Source organism: Marinobacter persicus, assembly GCF_002934325.1.
Classification (GTDB): Bacteria; Pseudomonadota; Gammaproteobacteria; order Pseudomonadales; family Oleiphilaceae; genus Marinobacter; species Marinobacter persicus_A.
Genome location: NZ_PTIV01000011.1, coordinates 1 through 25196, shown reverse-complemented (window position 1 = coordinate 25196; position 25196 = coordinate 1). Strand labels below are relative to the sequence as shown.

Below are 25196 nucleotides of genomic sequence, written 5' to 3'. Positions count from 1 at the left end.
TCTGGCTAAATAAGTATTATTGCGGCTTTAGTGTGATCGATGATCACATTATAAAAGTACAAGTAAATACAAACGCTGTCGGAACAGGTAGCTTTGGATTAGGGAGAAAGGGATATGTTGATTTTGACTCGCCGCGTTGGCGAAACCCTGATGATCGGTGATGAAATTACCGTGACCGTACTGGGTGTAAAAGGCAATCAGGTTCGCATCGGTGTTAACGCGCCAAAAGATGTGGCTGTTCACCGGGAAGAGATCTACCAGCGCATCCAGTCCGAAAAAGGTAGTGAGGAGCCGGAACCGGGCAACTACTGATCAATAAAAATCCGCTCACGGGCAACCTGAGCGGATTTTTTGTTTTCAGGGGAAAATCGATTCGAAAAAGTTCGTGTCAACCCTATGAAAACAGAAATATTGTGGTAGTATACGCCCCGTTCTCAAGGAGAGGTGGGTGAGTGGCTGAAACCAGTTCCCTGCTAAGGAACCATACGCATTGCGCGTATCGAGGGTTCGAATCCCTCCCTCTCCGCCATTTTCCTTTCAGGAAATAGAGAGCCGGTTGAATTAGCCTTCAACCACAGCGAAAAAGAATGCGCGGCTGTAGCTCAGCTGGATAGAGTACCTGGCTACGAACCAGGCGGTCGGAGGTTCGAATCCTCCCAGCCGCGCCACTTTCGCCACAATCAGTTTTAAGCGGCTGTAGCTCAGCTGGATAGAGTACCTGGCTACGAACCAGGCGGTCGGAGGTTCGAATCCTCCCAGCCGCGCCATATTAAAGTCAAAGCGCCTCAGTTTGTGCACCCCACAGGCTGAGGCGTTTTGCGTTGTATAGCTGGGAGAATTTGAACCGAAATAGGTTCGACCGAAACCCGCAACGCGGGTTGAGGAACGCCGGAGCGAAGCGAAGGCGGCCCCGAAGGGGTGAGGGCCGCAGGCCCGAATAATCCTCCCTCGATACCTTCCTCCGCATTTGCCGCTGGATTTTTAATTCCTTTTGTCTGAACCAATCGCCTCATACCCCGACACCAAATCCAGAAGCTCCGCAGTAATCACCGACTGCCGGGCCCGGCGATAATCCTGGGTCACCTCCCCAACTTTCTCATCCAGACTTCGCTCTGCCGCCTGCATGGCCGCCAACCTTCCTCCATGCTCACTGGCCTGTGATTCAGCACAGGCGCGGAAAATGAGCACAAACAGATACTGATCGAGCAATCGGCGAAACAGTGTTTGCCGATCCATGGAAAACGTCGGCAGCCCAAGTGAAGGCCAGGGCTCTTGTTCCAGGGTGTGGAACTGTTTCAGGTCTACCGGCAGCAGCTGGACGACGGTCGGGTGATAACCCTGCAGTGTCGAGTGGTGGTTATAAAACAGGTAGATGTCACGGCATCCTTCCTGTGCCTGCCAGTAATCGATGTACAGAAGAATGCGTTCCACGGTTTTGGTGATCAGGCTGGCAGCTCCGGGTACCTGAAACAACTTTTCGACCGGTTGGCCGGCCTGTTCCAGGCTTGCGGCCAGCCTGGAACCCACCGCCAGGATCTTTCTCCCGGCAGGCGAGGGGGCAACCGTGTTCAGGTGCTCCACGGTATAGCCCGCAATCTCCTCGTTAAAACGACCGCACAGGCCATGGTCTGTGCCGAACACCACTGCGGCTGTGGCGGGCTCGTGTCCGGTGGTCTGGGCCGGAAATGAAGACGGCGCGAAGTCTTTGAGGGCCACATGCAGGCCCATTTCTATGGTTCGGTAATAACCGGTCAGCGCTTTCACGGCCTGCTCATACTGATGAATGTTGGCGGCGGACAGGGCCTTCATGGTTTTAACGATGCCCTGCAGCTCTTCAAGGCTGCCCAGTTGTTTCTGCAACTGCTCGAGGGTTTCCATGTCAGCCCGGGCTCCCTTCCCGGGGCTGCATGCCGGCCAGGGCCTGGCGGATAACCCCGTGGATCTTTTCCCACTGTTCTTTGTGGAGCTTTTCACCCCGGTCCATGCGATCACAAAGCTCGGGAAGTTTGGCGACCAGGGCCTGCTGGACGCACTGTTCCGCCTCCGCCACCCTGTCCACGGGCAAATCATCCAGTAAGCCCGCATTCACCGCAGACAGAATCCCGGCCTGCTCGCTGGCGCGCAGTGGATGATGTTCGGTTTGTTTGAGCACCTCCCGGACCCGCCGTCCGCGTTCGATGGTGGCCCTGGTTTCCTTGTCGAGGCGCGTGGAGAATCGCGCGAAGGTCTCCAGCTCCTCAAATTGCGAGTAGGCCAGGCGAAGATCGCTGGCCACCGCCCGGAGGGAGGGATGCTGGGTCTTGCCGCCTACACGTGAGACAGACTTGCCTACGTGGATGGCTGGCAAAAGGCCCTTCTGGAACAGGGTGGGAGACAGGTAGAGCTGGCCATCGGTGATGGAGATCAGGTTGGTCGGGATATAAGCCGAAATATCCTGGGCCTGGGTTTCAACAATCGGCAGCGCCGTCAGTGAACCGCCACCGAACTCTGGGCGAAGGTGAGTGCTGCGTTCCAGTAATCGGGAATGAATGAAGAAAATATCGCCCGGGTATGCCTCGCGCCCCGGTGGGCGGCGCAGGAGCAATGACAGCTCCCGGTAGGCCCGGGCGTGTCGGGTCAGGTCGTCGTAGACGATCAGGGCATCCCGGCCCTGTTCCATAAAATATTCGGCCATGGTGGTGGCCGCATAGGGCGTAATGTAGCGCAGCCCCGGTGGGTCATCGTCAGAGGCAACCACCACCAGTGTGTGTTCCAGTGCTCTGTGCTGGCGGAGGGTCTCCACCACCTTGGCGACCGACGTAGCCCGCTGACCGACGGCACAGTATACGCAGGCCACTCCTTTGCCTCGCTGGTTGATGATGGTGTCGATGGCCACGGAGGTTTTTCCGGTCTGGCGGTCACCCAGGATCAGCTCCCGTTGCCCTCGCCCCACCGGAATCAGTGCATCGATGGCCTTGATGCCCGTTTCCAGCGGAGTGGTAACCGGGGAGCGCTCAATGATTTCCGGCGCAGGGCGCTCAATAGGCCGGCGTTCATGGATATCTATGGGTTTTCCGCCATCCAGAACCCGGCCCGTGGCATCAATGACCCTGCCCAGCAAACTATCGCCTACCGGGGCGTCGGTTTCCCGACCGGTGGCAGTGACCCGGATGCCGGCATTGAGCCGGTCGCTGTCACCCAGGAGCATGATGCCCACTACGTCGGGCTCCAGGTTGATGGCCACGCCCAACACGCCGTCCGGGAATCGCACCAGTTCCTCGGAGGCCACACTGGCCAAGCCACTGACCCGGGCGATGCCGCCACCGACCTGGAGAACCGTGCCGGTTTCCTGGCGCTTCAGGGTAGGGCGGGTATCCCGAATCACCGTTCGGATGGTGTTCATAGTGTCATCGAGCATCGCCGTGAGCATGGCATTACCCTCCGGTACCGTCGGTTTCGAGCGGTCGGAAGGCCTGCTTGATGGCGGCGGTTGTTTCATCCAGATAGTCCGCCAGGTTCCAGCTGATCACCTGACCACCCTGTGCCAGTTCAATGCCGCAGATCAGCTCTGGAGACTGCTGGAAGTGCACGGGAACTTCGTCATTCCCGATTTTCTCCCGCACCGCCTGAGCCAGCTCGCCCTGAAGCTCTTCATCCAGCGGGAATGAACTGTAGATGATCACCGGCTCGTCGGCGCTGTGGGATGGGGCCGGCAGTCCACTTTCCATTTCCCCGAGTTTGCGCAGGAACAGGCGCGCAATCCCGTGTTCCAGTTGTTCGTCCGCCAAATCCGCAAAGGCCCGGCGGGTAATGGTTTCGACCGCCTCCAGGGATTGTTGCTGCAGGCTATCAATGAATGCGTGTTTTTCCTCCTGAATTTCCTGCATCCACTGGTGTCGTACCCGCGTGGTTTCTTCCCGGGCCAGGTCGAGCATCCGCTTTTGGGTATGCCGCGCCTCGCGTCTGGACTCTTCCAGCAGGGCGTTGCGTTCCTGCTCCAGCTCGGCCTGCTTGTGTTCATAGGCCTGTCTGGTGCCGGTGGCTGCTTCTTCCCGGTCGGCTGCGGCAGCCATGCGTTTACGGATGCCGTTTTCCCGGTTGTCCATGGCACGGATGATCGGCTGGTAGAGAAAGCGCTTCAGCAGCCAGACCAGGTTCAGAAAGTTGACGACCTGGGCCGATACGGTGATCCAGTCAATGGCCATGGATCAGCCTCCCGCAGCAGCCGTAGCGTAATCCCAGAACGGGTTTGCGAAGATCAGGATCATGGCCACCACAAAACAGTAAATGGCCGTGGACTCGATCATCGCAAGCCCGACAAACAGGGTTCTGGTGATGGTGGCAGACTCATCGGGCTGCTGGGCGATGGCGGCCAGGGCCTGGGCGACAGCCCGCGCCTCGCCCAGGGCTGGGCCAACGGAGCCCACGGCGATGGTGAGCCCGGCGGTAAAGACCGAAATCATGCCAATCAGAGAGATGCTGTCCATGGGGTGGCTCCTTCACGGGGAATCATTCGGTGTTGGTGGTTGTTCCTGGCCATTGCCGCGCTCATGGGCGCTGGTTGCCGAAGCGATGTAGACCATGGCAAGGATGGCGAAGATGTAGGCCTGGATCATGCCGGTTAACAGCCCCAGCAACTGCATGACCACCGGGAAGAAATAGGGGGTCAGGCTCAGGAGAATGGCGACGATCACGGTGCCACTCATGATGTTGCCGTAAAGCCGGACCGCCAGGGCCACGGTCCGGGATAGCTCGCCCACGACATTAAACGGCAGCATCAGCGGCGTGGGTTTGATGTAGTGTTTCAGGAACGGGCCCGCGCCCTGGCTGGTTATGCCGAACAGCGGCACCGCCACGAACACGCAGATCGCCAGGGCGGTTGTGGTGGACAGTGAGCCGGTCGGCGCCAGGTAGCCGGGCACCACGTTGAGCAGGTTGGACAGGGCAATGAACAGGAACAGGGTGCCTACGAAAGGCAGGTAAGGGCCCGGCTGCTGGTGACTGACCTGGGCAATCTGGTCCCGGATGCCGGTCACCAGCACCTCCAGCAGGTTCTGCCACCGGGAAAGCTCAGGGCCGTCTGACAAATGGCGGGTGACCAGCCACGAACCAACGGTCAGGATGGCCATCACCAGCCAGGTAAAGACAATGGTGGCATTCAGGACCAGCGGCCCCCATTGCCCGTAAATAACGCTGTCGGGTGTGATGGTCATGGCCCCGTTCCTCCTCGGGGCTCAGTCGCAGGTCCGCGCTGAGTGATCAACAGCCGGGGCAGGGTGAAGCCTGCGGCTGCGACCATAAGGTGCGGCCACTGGCCATACCGCGCCACCAGGAAGAAGCCCGCCACCACCACGCCAAAGCGCAGTACCAGGCTGGCCAGCATTAATAACGCCGGTCGGTTGCTGTCAGGCAGGGTGCGAACGGTCAGCCACAATCCCCAGAGAAAGAACAGGCCGAGCGCTATGCCCAGCCCGAGGCTGGCAATATAGCCCGGCAGCGGGCCAGAAAAGACATTACTTTCGATCATTGCCGCTCTCCTGTTTGATCCAGTACCAGGCGTTCAGGCAACCCAGTGCGACCCCGATAATCAGAAACGTCAGTGTCCAGGAGTGGGCGCCCGGCCATCGGCTGTCTGCCCACACCCCCAGTGCAATCCCGGTCAGGGTGGGAATGGCGACAGACCACCCCACCAGCCCGAACATGCCCAGCCCGAACCAGGCCGAACGCTGCCTCCGGGCACGGGCTTTCTGTTTGCGTTTTGCCCGGTGGCCCACGGTCTTGCCCAGATCAGCGGGTGGTTGGCCCCCGCTGCCCGGGCCTTTGTGTTCAGCCACGGAACTGCTCCCGCAGATCCAGGAAGCCCCTCAGGGTGCCGGCTTCCAGTCGTGCCAGCGCGGTTCGGGCCTTGCGTTCGGATTCATCCAGCTGCAGGAACTGCTCATCAATCAGGGTCTGCAGCTCGCCAATATCGTCACCAATAACACCTTGGTAGGCGGACACGGCCACGTCCCTGCCGCACTTCACCAGAATGCCCCGGTCCACGGCAGCGAAGCGTTCTTCTCCGTCAGTGGTAAAGAAGGAAAGAACGCCGGGCACCAGGGCTGCCACAAAATCCACGTGTCGTGGCAGCAGGCAGAATTCGCCATTGTCGGCTTCGGCGATGATCTTTGTGGTGGCCTGCTCAAGGAGGATCCGGGTTGGCAGCAGCAGGCGGAGGTTCATGAAGGCTGAGGTGTCCGGGGTATCAGGATTCATGGCTGGCCTCCGGAACGTCGGCTTCATCAATGTCGCCGATCATGTACAGCGCGGCTTCGTGGACGCCTTCAAACTCGCCGGCCAGGATCCGCTCACAGCCATCGATGGTTTTTGCCAGCGGCACCAGGCGGCCTCCTTTGCCGGTAAACTGGCCGGTGGTGAAAAAGGGCTGGGTCAGGAACCGTTCCAGTTGGCGGGCTCGGGTGACCGTTGCCCTGTCTGTCCGGGAAAGCTCCTCCATGCCAAGCATGGAAATAATGTCCTTTAAGTCCTCGTATTCTGCGAGTGTGCTCCGAACCTGTTGGGCGGTTTGATAATGCCTTTGCCCCACGATGGCGGGAGTCAGCATTTTTGAGTCGGTTTGCAATGGGTCAATGGCGGGGTAAAGCCCCTGGCTGGCGCGTTTTCTCGACAGCACAATCGATGCAGTCAGATGAGAGAAGATATGGGTGGCGGAAGGGTCGGTCAGGTCATCCGCCGGCACGTAAACCGCCTGAACCGAGGTTATGCCGGCGTTGCGTGAATTGCAGATGCGTTCTTCCAGTTCGGCCAGCTCCGTCGCCAGGGTGGGCTGGTACCCCACACGGGACGGAATGCGGCCCATCAGCCCGGACACCTCGGTGCCTGACTGCACAAAGCGGAACACGTTATCAATCAGCAGCAACACATCGCGCTTCTCGGTGTCCCGGAAATACTCGGCCACTGTCATGGCGGTGTGGCCCACCCGAAATCGTGCGCCGGGAGGCTCGTTCATCTGGCCATAGATGAGCACGGCCTTCTCAAGAACCCCGGATTCCCGCATGGCGTTGTACATTTCCTCCGCCTCGCGCATGCGTTCGCCAATGCCGCAGAACAGGCTGATCCCTTCGTACTGTTCGGCCATGTTGTTGATCAGCTCGTTGATCAACACGGTCTTGCCAACCCCGGCTCCGCCAAACATGCCTGATTTCCCGCCACGCTCCAGGGGTGCCAGAAGGTCAATGGCTTTGATGCCGGTTTCAAAGATCTCGGTGCTGGTGGTGCGTTCGGAAAGCGGAAGTATCGGGCGGTGGATCGGCCAGTGTTCGGGCAGGTCCAGGGCTGACAGCCCGTCAATGGGTTGGCCGAACACATTGAGCATGCGGCCCAGCAGGGCGGTACCCACAGGTACCTGTAGGCCGGCTCCGGTGTATTTTGCCGGCATGCCACGGGCCAGCCGGCGCGTTGTAGTCAGGGCGATGCAGCGGGTAGTGGTGGTATCAAGGTGGGATTGAACCTCCAGGACAACCTGCCAGTCCTTGCCGGTTCTCAGTTCGGAATTTCGGGGAGGAAGGGATGAGGCAAAGCACACATCCACCACATTGCCGCGCACGGCTGTGATGGTGCCCAGATGATTCGCTGGCGAGGCCATGTTCATGTCCATCCACCCTGATGGTTTTACCCGACTCTCCAAAAAGAGATTAGCAGAGAGTCAGGTAATTACCGGGTCCTGGACGCGTGGCGCTCGCCAGGCTTACCACATAAGGTCGTCGGGAATCTCATACCCCGCATAAGGGTCGTCTTCGCCCACGTCGTCCTGTTGGCGATCGTGCAGCGAGACCACCGCCGATTCATCCCGCTCCATGATCTTGCGGGCGACTTTTTCGGGCACCACTTCGTAGCTCTCGCCAAAGGCGACCACTGCCAGACGGCCCCGGGATAGCTGGTCCACCATGGTGTCGTCCACCAGGATCTTCTTGATTTTCTTGCCATCGACGAACTGGTAAGAGGTTTCGCCCCGGCTGCGGTCCAGCCGATTGGTTTCCACCAGCTGACGGATCTGGGCCTGGATCGCCTTTTTCTCGGCCTCTTTCTTCCGCTCCAGATTCAACTGGCGGTCGCGCTCGGCTTTTTCTTCCCGAGCCTGGCGGGCGCGGATTTCCGCCTCGTTCACCTCCACGTGGCCCTTGGGCTGTTGTTTGCGCTTTTTGCGTTTTTCCGAGCGAATGGCCTTGGCCTTCTTTTCATCGGCCAGGCCGGCTTTCAATAACTGATCCTGCAGGGATGACATCAGTAACTCCACTCAATGTGTGTCTGGAACATGGTGTAGTATACCCGCACATCCAAGCCTCTATAACCAGCCATGCGGCTGCCCAGGATTCTCTTTTATGCCTTCCTTTAACGAATTTGGCCTATCGAAGGCCATGACCGTCAATCTCAAGCAACTGGGTTTCAGTCAGCCCACCGATATTCAGGCTGCCGCCTTGCCTCATTGCCTGGCCGGGAGGGACGTGATCGCCATGGCGCGTACCGGCAGTGGCAAAACCGCCGCCTTCGGTATTGGGCTGGTTGAAGCGTTGCGGCCAAAACTGTTTGCGGTGCAATCGGTGGTGCTGTGCCCGACCCGCGAGCTGGCGGACCAGGTGGCCAAATCCCTGCGCGAGTTGGCTCGGGCGCGGGACAACATCAAGGTGCTGACACTCTGTGGCGGTGTCGCCATTGGCCCGCAGATTGGTTCGCTCGCCCATGGCGCACACATTGTGGTGGGAACGCCGGGACGCATCCAGGATCACCTGCGCAAAGGCACGCTTAAGCTCGATAAAGTATCCACTGTGGTGTTGGACGAGGCCGACCGCATGTTGGACATGGGCTTTCAGGAAGCGATGGAAGACATCCTCTCCCACGCCCCTGCCGAGCGGCAGACGCTCATGTTCTCGGCCACCTGGCCAGCGGCGATTCGTAAGCTCAGTGGCCAGTACCAGCGGGAGCCGGTCGATGTTCGCGTGGAGGCGGTAGAGCAGAACCCGGATATCCGGGAGCTGTTCTATGAGATTGCCGCCGGCCAGGAAACAAAGGCAGTCATGTCGGTGTTGTCCAAATGGCAGCCGGCGTCATGCATTGTGTTCTGTGCCACCAAGCGGGATTGCGACGACATGGCCGAGGCCCTTAAGCAGGCCGGGTTCTCCGCCCTGGCGCTGCATGGCGATCTGGAACAGCGGGAGCGGGACAGTGTGCTGGTTCGCTTTGCCAACCAGAGCTGTTCGGTGCTGGTGGCCACCGATGTGGCCGCGCGGGGGCTGGATATCAAGGCCCTGCCGCTGGTTATCAACGCCGAGCTCGCCCGGGACCCGGAAGTGCATACCCATCGCATCGGCCGCACCGGCCGGGCTGGGGAGCAGGGGCTTGCGGTGACGCTGTGTACCCCCGCCAGGGGGCACAAGGTTAGCCAGTTGGAGAGCAGTCGTGAGCAAGCGGTGGAGTGGGGCGATTCCGAAGCATTGCTGGCTACTCCGCTGTCACCGTTGAAGCCCGCCATGAGAACGCTGTGCATTGCCGGTGGCCGCAAAGACAAAGTGCGCCCGGGCGATATTCTGGGGGCATTAACCGGGGATGCCGGATTGCCTGGAAAGATTGTTGGCAAAATTGATCGGTTCGAGTTCCAGACATTCGTTGCAATTGAGGCGGAATATGCACATCAGGCGCTGAATCGATTGAAAAGTGGACGAATAAAAGGCAGAAAAATCCCTGTTCGGTATGCCTGAGTGTTTTATTGTTAACAATCTGCGGGTAAAATGCCTTCGGTAACTGCGTATGGATGCGGTTATCCTGCTTGCCGGAGGGGTAGTAAACCGGTAGATTGAACGAGACTTTTGGTTAAATTACATCCATCACTACAGGTAGCTGTTCGCTATGAATGAGCTGATGTCACAAGCCGTGGATCTGATGATTGCCGGCATGGGCTTTGTGTTTGCGTTCCTGGTGATTCTGGTCTTCGCAACCACATTCATGTCGAAACTCATTCTGCGGTTTGCGCCGCCAGAGCCGGTGACCCCGGCCCGCACCCAGCGTGCCAAGCCCAAGGCGCCTGCGTCGGTTGATCCCGACACCGCCGAGGCGATCAAGAAGGCGATTGCTAAATACCGCTCGCGCCACAAGAAGTGACGGTAAACCGATTAGAACCTTTTAACAGAAGGCTGACACGATGACTGACACCAAAAAACCGCTGGGGATTACGGACGTAATTCTGCGCGACGCGCACCAATCCCTGCTTGCCACCCGCATGCGACTGGACGACATGCTCCCGATCGCGGAAAAACTGGACCAGGTGGGCTTCTGGTCACTGGAATCCTGGGGCGGCGCTACCTTTGATGCCTGTATCCGTTACCTGGGCGAAGACCCCTGGGACCGCATCCGCCAACTCAAGAAGGCCATGCCCAACACCCCGCAACAGATGCTGCTGCGCGGCCAGAACCTGCTGGGCTACCGCCATTACGCGGATGATGTGGTAGAGCGGTTTGTCGATCGTGCCGCCGAAAACGGCGTGGACGTGTTCCGCATCTTCGATGCCATGAACGACCCACGCAACCTGGACACTGCCATCAAAGCCGTGCGCAAGACTGGCAAGCACGCCCAGGGCACCATCTCCTACACCACCAGCCCGGTGCACACCATCGACATGTGGGTGGATCTGGCGAAAGAAATCGAGTCCATGGGCGCTGATTCCATCGCCATCAAGGACATGGCCGGTCTGCTGAAGCCTTACGTGGCCTACGACCTGGTTAGCCAGCTGAAGAAAGAACTGAAAGTACCGGTGCACATGCAGTGTCACGCCACCACCGGCATGTCCACCGCCACCGCACTGAAAGCGGCGGAAGCTGGCATCGACAACGTGGACACCGCTATCTCCTCCATGAGCATGACCTACGGCCATTCGCCCACCGAATCTGTGGTGGCCATCCTGGAAGGCACCGACCGCGACACTGGCCTGGACCTGCACCTGCTGGAGGAAATCGCTGGCTACTTCCGGGAAGTGCGCAAGAAATACGCGAAATTTGAAGGCAGCCTGCGCGGCGTGGATTCCCGCATCCTGACCGCCCAGGTACCCGGTGGCATGCTGACCAACATGGAAAGCCAGCTCAAAGAGCAGAACGCCATCGACAAGTTTGACGACGTGCTGGCGGAAATTCCCAAAGTGCGCGAAGACCTGGGCTACATCCCGCTGGTGACCCCGACCTCCCAGATTGTCGGCACCCAGGCGGTACTGAACGTACTGACCGGCGAGCGCTACAAGTCCATCTCCAAGGAAACCTCGGCCATTCTGAAAGGCGAATACGGCTCCGCGCCCTCGTCGTTCAACAAGGAACTGCAGGACCGTGTTCTGGACGGCGCCGAGCCGATCACCTGCCGTCCGGCCGACCTGATTGAGCCGGAAATGGACAAACTGACCGGTGAACTGGACGAGCTGGCCAAGGAAAAAGGCTTCGAACTGGCGGACCAGAAAGTGGACGACGTTCTGACCTACGCGTTGTTCCCGCAGATTGGCCTGAAGTTCCTGGAAAACCGGGGCAACCCGGATGCCTTCGAGCCGGTGCCGAGCGCCGATGATGCCTTGCCGGCCAGGAAATCCGAAGGTCCCGAAACCTACACCGTGGAAGTCAACGGCCAGAAGTACGTGGTGGCTGTCAGCGAAGGCGGCGAGATTACCCAGATTGAAGGTCAGGGCGGTGCGGCCGCCGCTCCGGCTGCCGGCGGTGCTGTGCCGGCGGCGGGTGAAGGCGAGCCGGTCAAGGCGCCTCTGGGCGGTAACATCTGGAAAGTGGAAGTATCGCCGGGCGACCAGGTTGAGGAAGGCGATGTGCTGATCATCCTGGAAGCCATGAAAATGGAAACCGAAGTGCGGGCGCCGAAAGCCGGCACCGTGGGTGAAATCTTCATCAAGGTCGGTGATGCCGTCGCTGTTGATGATGAAATGCTGACAATCGCATAAGGGCCAGCATTCCATGGATAAATTAATGACGCTGTGGACAGGCAGTGGCCTGTTCAACATAGAACTGGGTCAGGTGGTGATGATTGCCATTGGCCTGTTGCTGCTGTTCCTTGCGATCCGCAAGGGCTTTGAGCCATTGCTGCTGGTGCCGATTGGCTTCGGTGGCATCCTGGCGAACATCCCGGAGGCAGGGCTGGCCCTGTCTGCGGCTGAGAACGCGATCCACTTTGCCAAGCCGGAAGTGCTGGCGGCCCTGGCTGGCGCCCTGGATGTGTCCTACCAGGCCGGGCAGGCGGTGACGCCGGAAGTGATGGAAACGTTCAAGCACGCCTTCAAGGAAGCCAGCTCGGCGGAAATCGCCATGGCCAACAACCTGGCCTCTGACTTCGGCTACGGCCACGGCATGCTGTACAACTTCTACCAGGTGGTGATAGGCAGTACCGTCGGCCCGCTGCTCATCTTCATGGGTGTGGGCGCCATGACCGACTTCGGTCCGTTGCTGGCAAACCCGAAAACCCTGCTGCTGGGCGCTGCCGCACAGTTCGGTATCTTCGGCACCGTTCTGGGCGCGGCCCTGCTGGACTGGACCGGCGTTCTGGACTTCACCATCCTGGAAGCCGCCGCCATCGGTATTATCGGTGGTGCGGACGGTCCCACGTCCATCTACGTCTCAAGCGTACTGGCTCCCCACCTGATTGGTGCCATTGCGGTCTCGGCCTACGCCTACATGGCGATGGTGCCGATGATCCAGCCGCCGATCATGAAGGCGCTGACCTCCGAGAAAGAGCGCGCCATCAAGATGAACCAGCTGCGTCCGGTCAGCCGCAAGGAGAAGATTTTCTTCCCGATGGTGGTGCTGATTGCCGTGGTGTTGTTCCTGCCGGATGCGGCACCGCTGCTGGGTATGTTCTGCTTCGGTAACCTGATGCGCGAGTGCGGCGTGGTGGAGCGTCTGAGTGACACTGCCCAGAATGCACTGATCAACATCGTGACCATCTTCCTGGGCCTGTCCGTGGGCTCCAAGCTGATGGCCGACAAGTTCCTGGATGGTCAGACCCTGGGCATCCTGGCGCTGGGCATCGTGGCCTTCGGCATTGGCACCGCCTGCGGTGTGTTGATGGCCAAGCTGATGAACAAGCTGACCAAGGAACAGATCAACCCGCTGATCGGTTCGGCCGGTGTCTCCGCCGTGCCTATGGCCGCGCGGGTGTCCAACAAGGTGGGCCTGGAAGCCAACCCGCATAACTTCCTGCTGATGCACGCCATGGGCCCGAACGTGGCCGGTGTTATCGGCTCTGCGGTGGCTGCCGGTGTGATGATCAAGCTGTTGGGCTGATTCATTCCCACCATGGCACTGAGAAAACCCCGCTTCGGCGGGGTTTTTTCGTTTCAGGCATTGCTACACTGAGTGAAATGAGGAAAGAGGCAACCCGAGGGAGGTCTCTGATGACTGAAAGCACGAACCAATCGCTGCAGGAACTCAAGCAGGCGCTGGTGCCACTTAAAAACCGGCCGGAAGATTACGACCCGATTCTGCAGTTGGGCCGAAACAAATCCCTGATTCTTTTGGGCGAAGCCTCCCACGGCACCCACGAGTTCTACGAAGCCCGGGCCCAGATCACCAAGCGTTTGATCCTTGAGCAGGACTTGCAGGCAGTGGCTGTGGAAGCCGACTGGCCGGCGGCCTACCGGGTGAACCGTTATGTTCAGGGCCTGGGTGAAGACACGTCGGCCGAGCAGGCGCTGGAGGATTTCCAGCGGTTTCCGTTGTGGATGTGGCGCAACACGGAAGTGCTGGAATTCATCGAATGGCTCCGCGCCCATAATGATTCCTTGCCGCCGGAGCGCCGGGTAGGTTTCTACGGGTTGGATATGTACAGCCTGTATGAGTCCATTGATGCGGTGCTGGCCTACCTGGATTCGGTGGATGCCGAGGCGGCTGAAGAAGCCCGCCGGCATTACGGCTGCCTGGGGCATATGACCGATGAGCAGCAATACGGACTGGGTGTGGTGACCGGCCGCCGGCCCTCCTGTGAGGACGAAGTGGTGGCCCAGTTGGTCGAACTTCAGCGCAAGGCGCCGGAGTATGTGCGACGTGATGGCATGGTGGCCCGGGACGAGCAATTCCAGGCTGAGCAGAACGCCCGCCTGGTTCGCAACGCCGAACATTATTACCGGGCCATGTTTGGTGAACGGGACAACACCTGGAACCTGCGCGACGAACACATGACCGAAACCCTGGCGGCGTTGAGGGAACACCTCTCGGCCCGTGCAGGCAAACCGGCCAAACTCGCCGTCTGGGAGCATAATTCTCACCTGGGGGATGCCCGAGCCACCCAGATGGGGCAGCGGGGCGACCACAACGTGGGCCAGCTTACGCGAGAACGCTTTGGCAATGAGGCATTGCTGGTTGGTTTCACCACCTACGGTGGGGCAGTCTCGGCGGCTTCATCCTGGGGCGGCAAGGTACAGCACAAGGCGGTTCGGGAGGCGTTGCCCGGAAGCTACGAATACCTGTTCCACCAAACCGGCGAGCCGGCTTTCTTCGTGAAGCTGGGGGAAGACGCGCCCTGGATACTGCGTTCACCCCGGTTGGAGCGGGCTATCGGGGTTCTCTACCTGCCCCATTCGGAGCGCGCCAGCCATTACTTCGTGAGTGAGCTGCCCAGGCAGTTTGATGCCGTGTTCCACTTTGACCGGACCCACGCACTGAAACCGTTGGATCACGTTTCCAAATGGTTGGATGAAACCCCGGAGACGTATCCGTTTGGTGTGTAGGAGGCCGTGTATAAACGCTCAACAACGCCGCCGGGCCGGTTCCATCAGTGAAAATCCCGGGAGCTTACGGGTAACGAGTTGATCAGATGGCTCAGGTTGGTGAGCTTGCCGGCCATCACATGCACGATATCGCCTTCCCGTTCCAAAACGCCCTTCACGTGCAACAGCCGGGCGGTGAGCAGCGGTTTGCGCTGGCGCCGGGCGGTTTCCAGCCAGACCACCACGTTCACATTGCCGGTTTCGTCTTCCAGGGTGACAAACGTAACGCCGGAAGCCGACCCCGGACGCTGGCGCCCGGTGACCAGCCCGGCCACCTGCACCGGCAGGCCGGGTTTCAGGCCTTTGAGTTGTTCGGCCTGGGTACAGTGCTTCAGGTGGCCCTGTTCGCGCAGCAGGGCCAGGGGATGGCGCTGCAGGGTGAGCCCCTGGCTACTGTAATCCGCCAGGATGTTCTGACCCTCGGTGGGCTCGGGCAGATAGTCGCAGGGTTCTGCCTCGTAGTCGTCTCCGGTTTCCCGAATGCCGGTATTTTGGGCGAAAAGCTCGGCGGGCTCTTCGTGTTCCAGCAGTTGCCAGTAAGCCTGGTGGCGGTTATGAGTGAAACCCGGCATGGCGTTGGCCCCGGCCAGCTTTTCCATATCGCGTTGGTCCAGGCCGGCGAGCTGGCGCACTTCGGCGGCGGAACGGTAGCCTCTTGTCGGGCGGTGCTGATGGATGCGCTCCGCACCCTGGGCGGATAGCCCCTGAATCAGCCGCAGGCCCAGACGCAGGTGATTGTCCGGGCCTTCCAGGGTGTGGTCCTGCTCGCTGTAATTAACATCCGGCGGCAGCACCGTCACCTGGTGGCGTTTGGCGTCCTGCACCAGTTGGGAGGAGGAATAGAACCCCATGGGCTGGCTGTTGAGCAGGGCGCAATAGAACGCCGCCGCGTGGTGCCGCTTGAGCCAGGCAGACACATACACCAGCAGCGCAAAACTGGCGGCGTGGGATTCCGGGAAACCGTAGCCACCAAACCCGCAGATCTGCTTGTACAGCCGTTCGGCAAAGTCTTCGCTGTGGCCCCGTTCGCGCATGCCCTTGATGAGCTTGTCGCGGAAGGGCGTGAGGTCGCCGTGGGATTTCCAGGCGGCCATGGCCCGGCGCAGCTGGTCCGCCTCCCCGGCGGAGAAACCGGCGGCCACCATGGCCAGTTTGATGACCTGTTCCTGGAAAATGGGCACGCCCAGGGTGCGTTCAAGTACCTGGCGCACGGCGTCGTTGGGATAATCCACCGGCTCCAGGCCGTGCTTGCGCCGCAGGTACGGGTGCACCATGTCGCCCTGAATGGGGCCGGGGCGCACAATGGCCACTTCGATCACCAGGTCGTAATAGGTTTCCGGCCTCAGTCGGGGCAGCATGTTGATCTGGGCGCGGGATTCCACCTGGAACACGCCAATGCTGTCGCCCCGTTGCAGCATGGCGTAGGTGGCCGGGTCTTCCTGGGGGATGTCCTGAATCCGGAAGGGCTCGCCTTTTTCCTCACTGACCAGCGCCAGCGCCTTGCGAATGGCGGTCAGCATGCCCAGCGCCAGCACATCCACTTTCATCAGGCCCAGGCTTTCCAGATCGTCCTTGTCCCACTGGATCACAGTGCGCCCCTCCATGGCAGCGTTTTCCACCGGTACCAGTTCCGCCAACGGCCCGGCACTGATCACAAAGCCGCCCACGTGTTGGGACAAATGGCGGGGAAAGCCCAGCAGGGTATTCACCAGGGTGAAGAACTGGTCCGCCACTTTCGGATTGCGGGTGAGGCCCTTGTCGAGAATCTGCTGGCGCCAGTTGGTGGCACGGTCGCGCCAGTCGATGCCGTCCAGCAGCTGCTCAACCAGGGCCGCGTCGAATCCCAGGGCCTTGCCTACATCGCGGATGGCGCTGCGGGGGCGATACCGGATCACCGTGGCGGCCAGGGCGGCGCGCTCCCGGCCATAGCGTTGGTAGATGTATTGAATCACTTCCTCTCGGCGCTGGTGTTCGAAATCCACGTCGATGTCCGGCGGCTCGTCCCGGTCTTTGGAGATGAAGCGCTCGAACAGCAGTTCCACGTTCGCCGGGTTCACCTCGGTAATGCCCAGGCAGTAGCACACCGCCGAGTTGGCCGCCGACCCCCGCCCTTGGCACAGGATGCCCCGGCTGCGGGCGAAGGCCACGATGTCCTGGATGGTGAGGAAGTAGTGTTCGTAGCGCATCTCGGAGATCAGGCCCAGCTCCTTGCGGATTAATGCCTGCACCTTCATGGGCGTGCCATCCGGGTAGCGGCGGCGTTCGCCTTCGCGGGTCAGTCGTTGCAGGAAGGCCGCCGGAGTTTCGTTCTCCGGCACCAGATCGGGCGGGTATTCGTAGCGCAGGCTGCCGGGCTCGAAGGTGCAGTCTTCAGCAATGGCCAGGGTTTCCCGCAGCCAGGGCTCGGGGAACAGTCGTCGCAACACCGGGATGGGCCGAAGGTAGCGTTCGCCGTTCTGGAACAGGCAGTGACCGGCGGTTTCCAGTGTGCGGTGGTGGCGCAGGGCAGTGAGCACATCCTGCAGGGGCTGGCGTTCGCGGCTGTGCATGTGCACATCACCGGTGGCCACGACCGGGCAGCGCAAGTCATCGGCCAACCAGCGCACCCGCGCCAGTTGTTGATCTTCCCCGGCTTCCAGCGTGCGCGTGGCGGCGATTCTCAATCGGTGTTCGAACAGCCGTTGCAGCCATTGCCCGCAGGCCAGGGCCTGGTCGGCATCGGCGCTGACGGGGGAGGGCGGTTGCCACAGGCACAGGCAATCGCCCAGCTCGTGGGTTTCAAGATCCTGCGCGAACAGTTGGTACTGACCTTTCTCGGCCCGTCGCCGGCCGGTGGTAATCAGCTGGCACAACTGGCCGTAGCCCTTGCGGGTGCGGGCCAGCAACACGAATTCCGGTGTGGCGGCGCTAGGCGGGGCGTCTTCCAGGGCAAACCAACTGCCGGTAATCAGCTTCACCGGGCTGTCTTTCAGCGCGGCCCAGGCCCGGGGAATACCGGCCACCGAACAGGCGTCGGTGATGGCCAGGGCACGGTAGCCCAGCTCGGCAGCACGCTCGGCCAGCTCCTGCGGGTGAGAGGCGCCGGTCAGGAAGGTGAAATTGCTGAAACAGCACAGTTCCGCGTAACCCATGGCCATCACCCGAACCAGCCGTGCACGAACCAGGCGTTCTGTGTATCCCGGAACACCCAGGCCAGTTGTCCACTGGGTAGCTGGGCAATGTAGTAATCCCGGTGCACCCGCTGGCCATCCCACCAGCCGCCGCTGATACGCTCCGGGCCGGAGAACCAGGCCACCGGTGTGTCGGTGAGCGGGCAGGGGCCGGGCAGCAGCCATAACGGGCGGCGCGGCAGGGATTGCGGGTTCACCGGCCCCGAGCCTTTAGACCGTTTCACTTCCCCGGCAGACCAGGCAAATTCCGGGCGATGATCGGCCTGAGGGGACAGCTGTTTCAGTGCCTGGTCGCCCAGCCGGGCCTGCAGACGGCTGATCAGTGTGTGCCAGGCCTCGTTCAGGTCCTGGGTTTCGCCCAGCAAGTCCTGCCCGCCCGGCGCTTCCCGGCTGATAAACCGGCGCACCACCAGTACCAGGCTGACCACCGGCGCGCTCAGCGGTTGCTGGTCCAGCTTCAGGCGGATCAGCTTCATGAACGTCTCAGCCCGGTGTTCCGGCCCGGTGGTGCGAAGGCGCAAGCGGGTGGGTTCCTGGTGACGGTGCTGCAACACCAGCAGGAGGGTGTCGGTGTCCTGCTGACGCCAGCACAGGTCGTCTTCCAACTCCGCCAAAATGCGTTGCAGGGCGAACAGCAGGCCCTGGGTATGCTCCACTTCCTGGATGAAATCCGCCCTCTGGCGGAACCGGTGCGGTGGCTGCCAGGGAGCGCGTGGGTCTGCCCGGGTGCCCTGGATTTTCTGGATGGTGGCCAGCAGCTCCGGAGACAGCCGCCGTGCCAGCTCTTTCTGGGGCAGGGCGAAGACATCGCCCAGGGTTTCCAGGCCCAGGCGGTTCAGCCGGGTGCAGGCGGTTTTATCAAATTCTGCTGCGGCCAAAGGCAACTGTGACAGGGCCCGTTGGATGTGGCCTTTGTCGGCACTGCATTCGCCCTTGCCGGCCCGGGCCAGCAACCGTGCCGCCAAGGGAGTATGGCCCAGCGCGGCCCAGGCGGTGAGCTGGTGTTCGGCCAGGGCCTGCTCCACGGTTTGCCAGATGGCAGTCAGGCCTCCATACAAACGCTGCAGGCTGCTCACCTCGGCCCACAGGCCGTCCGGTTGCGCGAGGGTGATGTGGGCCACATAGCGGTAAAGCCAGCGGGCTTGTTCTTCCAGAAGCTGTGCCTGCTGTTGCTGGTCTGCCTGGAGAATGTGCAGATCCGGTGCCAGCCCCAACGCGGTTTTCAGACGCATGCCCGGCTGAATGCCCAGATCCTGCGCCAGCGGGCAGGCCTGCAGCACGTGCTGCCCGGTGCCTTCAACAATCACCAGGGCGTTCTCGATGGGCTGGCTGCGGCGAACGTGGTCCAGCAGCAGGTGGGGGAAATGCAGGTAAAGCCAGAGCATGACAATTACCGTGCGGTGACGGGCCAGGGGCCCTGAACGACCCGGGGCGAATTCTGCACATGGATGTCTGCCCGGTGGGCCATGGCCAGGGTGCAGCGCTGGCCAGACCAGCTGCCACGGCGCTTGAGCACATTCACTTTCAGTGCCTGCTGCTCATCCGGCACCAGTTCCAGGCGCAACGCCGCCGGGGAGTTCTGCTCGGCCTGCCGGCGCTCCCGGAACAGCACGCAGACATTCTGGCCGGCTTCGGAAGCCAGTTGCAGGCGGCGAACATCCCGAGTGGCCAGCTTGCCCGGCCAGGCCAGCACCAGCCCGGTGACCGGCGAGCGCAGGCAGTTTTCCAGCGTCCACAGGAAATCACTGGCGTCTTCGGTATGAATCACCACGAGGATATCCAGCCCAACGCCTTCACGGGCCAGGGCAGGGGCGTAGGGTGTGTGGGGCGGGTTCAGCCAGAACACGGTTTTCCCGGCTTCGGTCATGCGCTTCATCAACGGCATCACCAGCTGCAATTCGCCGATACCACTGGCGTCCAGCAGACATTCGCTGAGCGCCCCACGGGGCCAGCCCAGGCCGCCAAGCTGGTTGTCGAGCGCCTGGTAACCCGTGGTTTCAGCCGGTTGTGTGGTGCTGTGGTGACGGTGGCCCTGCCACACCCGGGCGTCGTGCAGCAGGGTGCTCAGTAACTCGCTCATGGCAATCTCCGAATACTGTTTAAATATACAGTATTTCGAAAATGACCGGATTGCAAGGATGGGTTGATAAAGCTGAGGTCCGAGACCACTTTTTAAAAAGAACCAGAAATGGCGAGGGCAAAGCCAGTGATCCTGGCTACGCGCTGGCGGGCCTCGCTGCTTCTTCAAAACGTGGAACAGGGGATTTCATGGTTGAGAATCAGGCTGACAATCCAATGACGGTAAAGCTGGGAAAGGAAGAGCTGGTAATACGGCGGCGGTATGAAGTGATCAGCATTGCCAATGACTTCTGTATCGCCGTCTGGTTCCTGATTGGCAGCATCCTGTTCCTCTTCCCAGAGTATGAAAAAGCCGCCATATGGCTGTTTATCATCGGCAGCTTCCAGTTTCTGGTACGCCCCGCCATTCGGCTGGCGAGCCACATTCACATACAGCGTATTCCGGAAAGTAACTGGGAGTCTTAGCCATTTTTCAGGGCACCACTATTCATGCCTGAGCAAGGGCTTCATCAGGCAGATCTGGAGGGGTGTTGAAGCAGGTCTGGTTGCGGCCCTGCACTTTGGCCTGGTAGAGCCTTTCATCGGCTCTGATAATGACCTGGTTCAGGGTGATGTGAGTGGCGTCTCGGCCAGCGATTCCGGCGCTGATGGTGCACCGAATCTCATTGCCCCGGTCTTTGACCACCAGTTGCTCAACGTTGCGGCGAAAACGTTCAACCACCTGGAAGGCTTCCGCTTCATCGGTTTCCGGCAACAAAAGCATGAATTCCTCACCGCCCCAACGGGCCAGAATATCACTCTCGCGGGAAGAACGGTCGAGTTCGCTGGCGATGGCTTTCAACACCTTATCGCCCGTGGCATGGCCGTATTGATCATTAATGTCCTTGAAATGATCAATGTCCGCCATGACCACGCAGATGGGCCGGTGTTGGCGGCTAACCAGGTTCCACAGTGACTCGGCAACCGGCAGAAACCCCCGGCGGTTGTTAAGCCCGGTCAGCAGATCAATCCTTGCGGTCCGCTCGGCGATTAACCGGGCTTCCTCGTTCTTGCGCACCAGGTCGGCCAGGGCCAGCATGAGCAGCAGAGCGTCCCCCACCATACCGATATCCACCGCGTAGAAGCCGAGCTTGGTGTAAGGTACAAGGCCTGCCACCGTTAACGCCGTAATCGATGCCCCAATCGCCGAAAGTAATGTGCCGAACATGAAGTAGCGTGCGGACTGATTGCCCCCCATCCAGCTTGATATGCCCATATAGAGCATCAGGCCGCTGAATATCGGCACCACCACAAACGCCAGCTTCAGAGCATGCCCCTGGTTGCCCAGAACGAAGAAAACACTGAGTAGCGCAAAATACCCCAGGATGATTGCTTGAATGCCACGATGCAGTAGCGGCCTGTGGTGGCGGGTATTAAGGAAGTTCATGGCAAACACCAGCCCGGAGCTGGTGAAACACAGCATCAGTAACGGTGGTGCCCACTGTTGCCAGGCAGTGGCGTCGGGCCAGAGGAGCGCCATGCCGATGCCGTTGTAAGAGGCCGTCATGGCCACAAAGCTGCCTGTGTAAAGCGAATAACTCAGGTAGCGCGGCTTGCGGATAACCAGGAACAGCATCAACGTAAGCGCCGATAACGCAAACATGACGCCATAGACAAAGCTGTAGAATACTGTCTCGAACTGCTCGTGGTCCTGGCTGATGGCCATAGTGGACATGTACAGCGGAGCAACCATGGGATCGGCCGTCTCCACTCGAACCAGCAACTGAGTCTCGCCGGGTTCAAACGAAAAATCGGCACTGGCAATGCGCTTGGGGATGGAGCGCTGATTCAGGGGAAGGGCATCGCCACTCACAAACTGTTGAGGCCGGCGCCCGGAGGGCACAAAAAAGAAATCGACCCGCTCCAGCCAGCCCGTACGCACCGACACTCGCCGTAACACGCTTTCGTTGGTGGGGTTGAGCACCATCGCCACGAGCCAGATCGCCCCGGAATCGATGCCCCGGGCCAGTACACTGGTTTTGGTGTATTGCAGAACGGCGGGGTTTTCCCGAATCAGCGACTGGAGTTCGTCAACAGAGAGCGTGGTTCCCTTTTCCACAACAAAGGCAACCTGATCCGTGATTGCGCTTTCATGCACCGTACGAACATCCAGAACCGGTACAGAAGGGCCCCCATCACCGGTTTGGGCCAGAGCCTGGCCCGCAAAGTTCGCAATAATCAAAAGGAGGCTGAGCAGCCAGTGCCGGTGCATGTAAAAGTATCCCTACGTTGACCCACTAAGGTTATAGGCAAATGCTCGCTCTGTCATTTTGTGGGCCCTGCGCTTCCAGCGATTAGAAAGCCTCATCAACCGGGCTGCGTACACCAAAACCACCTTTTCGGACTACGTGGGTGTAGATCTCTGTGGTGCGTACGTCGGAATGGCCCAGCAATTTCTGGATTGTGCGCAGGTCATACCCCGCCTCCAGCAGTCTGGTAGCAAAACTGTGCCGAAAAGTATGGCTGCCTGCCGGCTTGCGAATGCCAGCTGCCCGGATGGCGATTCGGAAATGCTTCTGGACTGTGCGATCCAGCATGTGGTGCCGCCTTTTAACGCCTGAGCGGGGATCAACCGATAAGTCTGGAGCAGGGAATACATACTGCCAGTCCGGTTCCTGGCTGGCGCTGGGATATTTTTGGGCAAGTCCTGCCGGCATATAGACCGAGCCAAAACCACGAGCCAGGTCCGCCTTGTGAAGATGAAGGGCGGCATTGATTTGCTGCTGTAATGGCCCTACAAGGCGATCTGGTAATAAAGTGATTCGGTCTTTACCGCCCTTGCCATCCCGGACAATGAGCTGCTGCATGCCAAAGTCCACATCCTTCACGCGTAGTCGAAGCACTTCATTGATGCGCAGACCTGCGCCGTAAATCAGCATGGCAATCAGTTTGTATTCACCTTCCAGGTTGCCAATGGCGCTGGCTGCCTCTTCCGGGCTAAACACCACTGGCAGCTTTTTGGGTTTTCTGGACTTTTCATACTGGAGATCTTCAATCGGAGTGCCGAGAAATTCGCGGTACAGAAAGATCAGTGAATTTAGGGCAACCCTTTGCGTGCCAACACTGACGTTGGCTTGCAGTACCAAGTGCGATAGAAATGCTTCTACCTCGGCGGTGCCCATGGTTTCCGGGTGCCGGCGGCCGTGGAAGCGGATAAAACGTTTAATCCAGAACACGTAGGTTTGTTCCGTTTTGTAGGCCAGACCTCGCAGGCGAATGAAATTGCGGAGACGATCCAGAAAGCGGGTGGATTGCGGGGGAATGGGCGTGCGGATGTCCATATCCGGGGCTCTCCTTTTGTGTGTATGGATATACAGTATATCGTGCCAGGCAGTTGTCAACCCAGGACTGCAGGCGGAGTTATACGAACGGATTCGCAAAAGACCCGGGAAATCGCGATAACCTTCTGATAAGGTTGGAAACAGCAAAGGAGTCGGGCGGAGTTATACGCCCAAGAACGTGAGCAGGGGTGGCTCAAAACAGGGCGCATAACTCCTGCGGTAGCCGTGGTGGATTGGAGTTATGTGGCTGTTTCCCTTCAGGAATGCCTTTCCGGTTCTCCCCGGAAAATTCTGGAATTATGCGAATGCGTGAAAGATGAACGGGTTCGTATAATTAGCTGTTAGAAATCAGGGAGAGATCGAGGTGATTGCTCGAATTTGGAAAGGATGGACCACTCACGAAAATGCCTCGGTCTACGAGGAGCTTTTCAAGAATACTGTTCTGCCAAAAGTTACCCAGGGGGTTGAGGGGTACGTCAGTACCAACCTACTGCGACGCGAAGCTGATGAAAACGTGGAATTCACAACTATATTCTGGTTTGAATCTCTCGACGCCGTAAAAAACTTTGCTGGTCCAAATTTCGAGCAGGCTGTCGTCCCGGAACAGGTAAAGGCGCTCATGTCACACTACGAGGAAACCGTCCATCATCATGACGTTGCTTTGTAGGTTTCTAACAATGCCATCAAATACGTTCCGGCCTTCGGCCTCCACCGGACGCCCTTGTCAGGGCGCCGTTTATGGCTGGCGTTAACTGAAGGAAACGATGAGGTGATCCCCAAACTTAAAAGCTTGATGAGCCCGGATCTGGACGCTGAGAGCATTCCCCCGGCCCCCGATGATTGCCGGGTGCTAATAGAGGCTGAGATAGGGCCACCTGATTCCGAGGGTGCCGATGTGTTCTCGTTTGAAGTATGCACGCCCAAAGCATTTGAACGGAATTCAGGCGCTACGTGGCTCAAAGGGACGCTCCTGGTTGGTTCATTTGAGTGGAAGGCCGTAGAGCAGGCTTTGCAGCAATACCTCATGCAGTGTGGCGGAGAATCTTGGGATGTGGTTGCAAGAAAATTGTGTAGGCAGCTTAACTGGGAGTTTGAGGACTACCAGGAAAGCATCAGTTAACAAGGCCATGCACGCGACAAGCGCGTGATGGCGGCGTTACGTGGAAAGGAGCCCATGACCTGCAAACATTGTGAACAGGCGGTTCAGCCGAAACAGATCAAGCGGCCCGATGATCTTTCCAAAGCAATCATAACGGCCGCCTCAGCCATAGAAGCAGGCGTCCTACAATACGAAGGGGCTGGTGCCTGGGGTGACCCGTTTAAGTCTATTGCCCATGGGGGCGGCTGGGGAGACTTCGTGAACAACTATTTCAGTTGTCCGGCTTGTGGGCAATGGTTCAATCTCCATGCTGAAACTTATCATGGCAGTGGTGGGGCATTCGAAGCAGTGGCTAAGCCAGCAGAACAAACTCAGAACGATGCGTTTCCCACATAACCAGGCATTGCAGTTCGTTCCGTGGCCTTCGGCCACTCCACCGGACGCGCTAAAGCGCGCCGCTGAATTTTCGCGTTATGCACAGGGAGAGATGAGTGCCATTGTTTGAAACAGAGAGGTTGATTGCAAGGAAGCTGTCCCATCAAGACGTTCCGATGCTCGTAAGCGTCCATTCCACGACGTTCTGCCGCCCTGCTGAAATTCGCCCTACAGTAACCTCACATTTCCCAGCATGAGGTTACCCCTATGAGAAAGCACCGTACTCCAGAACAGTGGCAGACCCTGGTTGATCAGCAGTGCGCCAGCGGCCTCTCGGCTTCGCAATTTTGCAAACAAGAGAACATTGGCTACGCCAG

Annotated in this window: 26 protein-coding genes and 3 tRNA genes; 14 read left to right on the top strand and 15 right to left on the bottom strand. The window is 59.5% G+C overall.

Translation table 11 applies throughout. From position 1 onward, the window contains the following. Window positions 1-114: 114 nt before the first annotated feature. The 4 genes from csrA to BY454_RS07785 all read left to right on the top strand — a co-directional run bounded on the left by csrA (window position 115) and on the right by BY454_RS07785 (window position 767). Window positions 115-312, top strand: a complete 198-nt coding sequence (csrA, locus tag BY454_RS07800; RefSeq protein WP_104416128.1) for a carbon storage regulator CsrA — start codon at window positions 115-117, stop codon at window positions 310-312. 126 nt (window positions 313-438) lie between these two features. Then, window positions 439-529: transfer RNA gene (locus tag BY454_RS07795), tRNA-Ser, on the top strand. Window positions 530-591: 62 nt separating this feature from the next. Continuing rightward, window positions 592-668: transfer RNA gene (locus BY454_RS07790), tRNA-Arg, on the top strand. Between the two features lie 22 nt (window positions 669-690). Next, window positions 691-767: transfer RNA gene (locus tag BY454_RS07785), tRNA-Arg, on the top strand. A gap of 214 nt (window positions 768-981) precedes the next feature. Here BY454_RS07785 and BY454_RS07780 read toward each other — a convergent pair. The 10 genes from BY454_RS07780 to BY454_RS07735 form a co-directional block, all read right to left on the bottom strand. Next, complete coding sequence (locus tag BY454_RS07780; RefSeq protein WP_104416127.1) at window positions 982-1878, bottom strand: F0F1 ATP synthase subunit gamma; 897 nt, start codon at window positions 1876-1878, stop codon at window positions 982-984. A gap of 1 nt (window position 1879) precedes the next feature. Further along, a complete protein-coding gene (locus BY454_RS07775) occupies window positions 1880-3409 on the bottom strand; it encodes an alternate F1F0 ATPase, F1 subunit alpha (protein ID WP_104416126.1) in 1530 nt (509 codons plus the stop codon). 4 nt (window positions 3410-3413) lie between these two features. Continuing rightward, entirely contained in the window at window positions 3414-4184 is a 771-nt protein-coding gene (locus BY454_RS07770) for a F0F1 ATP synthase subunit delta (RefSeq protein ID WP_104416125.1), read from the bottom strand. A gap of 3 nt (window positions 4185-4187) precedes the next feature. Further along, window positions 4188-4466: a F0F1 ATP synthase subunit C gene (locus BY454_RS07765; RefSeq protein WP_104416124.1), complete on the bottom strand. Its 279-nt coding sequence runs from the start codon at window positions 4464-4466 to the stop codon at window positions 4188-4190. A gap of 12 nt (window positions 4467-4478) precedes the next feature. Continuing rightward, complete coding sequence (locus BY454_RS07760) at window positions 4479-5192, bottom strand: F0F1 ATP synthase subunit A (RefSeq protein ID WP_104416123.1); 714 nt, start codon at window positions 5190-5192, stop codon at window positions 4479-4481. Next, complete coding sequence (locus BY454_RS07755; RefSeq protein WP_104416122.1) at window positions 5189-5506, bottom strand: ATP synthase subunit I; 318 nt, start codon at window positions 5504-5506, stop codon at window positions 5189-5191. Before BY454_RS07755 ends, BY454_RS07760 begins: the two co-directional genes overlap by 4 nt. Continuing rightward, window positions 5493-5813 carry an AtpZ/AtpI family protein gene (locus BY454_RS07750; protein ID WP_219820617.1) on the bottom strand — a complete coding sequence of 107 codons (321 nt, stop codon included), beginning with the start codon at window positions 5811-5813 and terminating at the stop codon, window positions 5493-5495. Before BY454_RS07750 ends, BY454_RS07755 begins: the two co-directional genes overlap by 14 nt. Continuing rightward, window positions 5806-6234, bottom strand: a complete 429-nt coding sequence (locus BY454_RS07745) for a F0F1 ATP synthase subunit epsilon (RefSeq protein ID WP_219820616.1) — start codon at window positions 6232-6234, stop codon at window positions 5806-5808. The genes BY454_RS07750 and BY454_RS07745 overlap by 8 nt, the downstream gene beginning before the upstream one ends. After that, complete coding sequence (gene atpD / locus BY454_RS07740; protein ID WP_258075594.1) at window positions 6224-7624, bottom strand: F0F1 ATP synthase subunit beta; 1401 nt, start codon at window positions 7622-7624, stop codon at window positions 6224-6226. The genes BY454_RS07745 and atpD overlap by 11 nt, the downstream gene beginning before the upstream one ends. 102 nt (window positions 7625-7726) lie before the next feature. Continuing rightward, window positions 7727-8263 carry a DUF2058 domain-containing protein gene (locus BY454_RS07735; protein WP_104416120.1) on the bottom strand — a complete coding sequence of 179 codons (537 nt, stop codon included), beginning with the start codon at window positions 8261-8263 and terminating at the stop codon, window positions 7727-7729. A 97-nt stretch (window positions 8264-8360) separates the two neighbouring features. On the opposite strand from BY454_RS07735, the gene dbpA reads away from it, so the two are divergent. From dbpA to BY454_RS07710, 5 genes are all read left to right on the top strand, one after another. Further along, a complete protein-coding gene (gene dbpA, locus BY454_RS07730) occupies window positions 8361-9734 on the top strand; it encodes an ATP-dependent RNA helicase DbpA (protein ID WP_104416119.1) in 1374 nt (457 codons plus the stop codon). Between the two features lie 148 nt (window positions 9735-9882). Then, the gene (locus BY454_RS07725) at window positions 9883-10134 is read left to right on the top strand and encodes an OadG family protein (protein WP_104416118.1); all 252 of its coding nucleotides are present in this window, start codon (window positions 9883-9885) and stop codon (window positions 10132-10134) included. Window positions 10135-10174: 40 nt separating this feature from the next. Then, window positions 10175-11959 carry a sodium-extruding oxaloacetate decarboxylase subunit alpha gene (gene oadA / locus BY454_RS07720; RefSeq protein WP_104416117.1) on the top strand — a complete coding sequence of 595 codons (1785 nt, stop codon included), beginning with the start codon at window positions 10175-10177 and terminating at the stop codon, window positions 11957-11959. A gap of 13 nt (window positions 11960-11972) precedes the next feature. Next, on the top strand, window positions 11973-13295 hold the full coding sequence (locus tag BY454_RS07715) for a sodium ion-translocating decarboxylase subunit beta (protein ID WP_258075593.1): 1323 nt from the start codon (window positions 11973-11975) through the stop codon (window positions 13293-13295). Between the two features lie 110 nt (window positions 13296-13405). Continuing rightward, window positions 13406-14737 carry an erythromycin esterase family protein gene (locus BY454_RS07710; protein ID WP_104416115.1) on the top strand — a complete coding sequence of 444 codons (1332 nt, stop codon included), beginning with the start codon at window positions 13406-13408 and terminating at the stop codon, window positions 14735-14737. A gap of 44 nt (window positions 14738-14781) precedes the next feature. On the opposite strand, the gene BY454_RS07705 is transcribed toward BY454_RS07710, so the two are convergent. From BY454_RS07705 to imuA, 3 genes are read right to left on the bottom strand one after another with little or no spacing between them, the layout of a single operon-like run. Further along, a complete protein-coding gene (locus tag BY454_RS07705; protein ID WP_104416114.1) occupies window positions 14782-17913 on the bottom strand; it encodes an error-prone DNA polymerase in 3132 nt (1043 codons plus the stop codon). Continuing rightward, complete coding sequence (locus BY454_RS07700) at window positions 17913-19331, bottom strand: Y-family DNA polymerase (RefSeq protein WP_104416113.1); 1419 nt, start codon at window positions 19329-19331, stop codon at window positions 17913-17915. The genes BY454_RS07705 and BY454_RS07700 overlap by 1 nt, the downstream gene beginning before the upstream one ends. A gap of 5 nt (window positions 19332-19336) precedes the next feature. Next, on the bottom strand, window positions 19337-20026 hold the full coding sequence (gene imuA / locus BY454_RS07695) for a translesion DNA synthesis-associated protein ImuA (protein WP_104416112.1): 690 nt from the start codon (window positions 20024-20026) through the stop codon (window positions 19337-19339). 41 nt (window positions 20027-20067) lie between these two features. On the opposite strand from imuA, the gene BY454_RS07690 reads away from it, so the two are divergent. Further along, a complete protein-coding gene (locus BY454_RS07690) occupies window positions 20068-20490 on the top strand; it encodes a YrhK family protein (protein WP_258075592.1) in 423 nt (140 codons plus the stop codon). 22 nt (window positions 20491-20512) lie between these two features. Here the strand turns inward: BY454_RS07690 and BY454_RS07685 are convergent, their stop codons facing one another. After that, window positions 20513-22276, bottom strand: a complete 1764-nt coding sequence (locus BY454_RS07685; protein ID WP_104416110.1) for a diguanylate cyclase — start codon at window positions 22274-22276, stop codon at window positions 20513-20515. 82 nt (window positions 22277-22358) lie between these two features. Next, window positions 22359-23345: an integron integrase gene (locus BY454_RS07680; protein WP_104416109.1), complete on the bottom strand. Its 987-nt coding sequence runs from the start codon at window positions 23343-23345 to the stop codon at window positions 22359-22361. A 364-nt stretch (window positions 23346-23709) separates the two neighbouring features. Here BY454_RS07680 and BY454_RS07675 point away from each other — a divergent pair, with 364 nt between their 5' ends. From BY454_RS07675 to tnpA, 4 genes are all read left to right on the top strand, one after another. Beyond that, window positions 23710-24012: an antibiotic biosynthesis monooxygenase family protein gene (locus tag BY454_RS07675; RefSeq protein WP_104416108.1), complete on the top strand. Its 303-nt coding sequence runs from the start codon at window positions 23710-23712 to the stop codon at window positions 24010-24012. Between the two features lie 102 nt (window positions 24013-24114). Further along, on the top strand, window positions 24115-24465 hold the full coding sequence (locus BY454_RS07670) for an Imm8 family immunity protein (RefSeq protein ID WP_104416107.1): 351 nt from the start codon (window positions 24115-24117) through the stop codon (window positions 24463-24465). A gap of 54 nt (window positions 24466-24519) precedes the next feature. Continuing rightward, a complete protein-coding gene (locus BY454_RS07665) occupies window positions 24520-24840 on the top strand; it encodes a hypothetical protein (protein ID WP_104416106.1) in 321 nt (106 codons plus the stop codon). Between the two features lie 246 nt (window positions 24841-25086). Beyond that, a partial coding sequence (gene tnpA, locus BY454_RS17215) for an IS66 family insertion sequence element accessory protein TnpA (RefSeq protein WP_445626101.1) occupies window positions 25087-25196 on the top strand: 110 nt, incomplete at its 3' end.